Annotated in this window: 1 pseudogene; it reads right to left on the reverse strand. The window is 45.2% G+C overall.

Going from position 1 to position 874, the window contains the following annotated elements:
• Positions 1 to 122: 122 nt before the first annotated feature.
• A pseudogene (locus QYM41_RS17565) lies at positions 123 to 874 on the reverse strand (hypothetical protein); the annotation flags it as partial.

The following is an 874-nucleotide window of genomic DNA, read 5'->3' on the forward strand; positions in this document are numbered from 1 at the left end:
TTTCGAATAAGCACACAACCGTTTTTCGAACCCTGCAAAATTTCTTCCGAACCCGAACGGCGTAACACTCCATTGAGTGAAGCTGCCGTTTGGTCGCTCCCCCTTTGGGGGCGGGGGGGGGGTTACATACCCATGCCGAAACCTCTGCTTCTGGTGATTTGCTTGAGTAGGTCTTTCCCCTCTTCCATAGCTTTTGATATGTTTGGGAAATGATGCCTTAAAGCCTCCAGTTGTTCGGAATTGAACAAGTCTTTCATCTTACCAAGTTCTTTTTTCAATTCCTTGGTTTCGGTCTTTAGTTCTTGGTTCTCCGTTCTTAGTCGGTTACTGGTTGTCCTTGCATTGTCCATTTGCTGTCTATAATACTCCTTGTCGTTCTCGGCTTTGAATACCTTTGTGCCGTTTCGCTCTTTTTCAAGTATAGCCTTTCCCAGTCTATCGGATAGCTGTTCATTTTCCCCCTCTAAAGCCTTTATTTTGGCTTTTAAGGCATCTTTTTCCCTATCGTTAACCGTTTTCCCTATCAAGCCGTAAAACTTCTCTGAAGCCTTAGAAATGAGTTTTTGGACCTTTTTCTTTGTTTCAATGGAACGTAGTTCTTTCTGAAGCTGAAGAAGCTGGTTTTGCACGTCCTTGTGCTTGTCTAACGCACTGGATATATCGTTGGATAGTTCCTGAAGCTGTTCTTTCGCACATTCGGTCTTGTACTGCATAGCCGATAAGTGTTTGCGATCAGAAGAAACACCACGTTCCATGCCCAGTGCTTCAGATGCTATGGTTTGGAGTTCTGCCATGTCATCACGCGATAAACGCACACTCTTCCCGTTCGGCTGCGTCCAATCGAAAACTACATGGGCGTGAAGGTTAGGTGTCC

Source organism: Kocuria oxytropis, from assembly GCF_040981195.1.
Lineage (GTDB): Bacteria > Actinomycetota > Actinomycetes > Actinomycetales > Micrococcaceae > Kocuria > Kocuria oxytropis.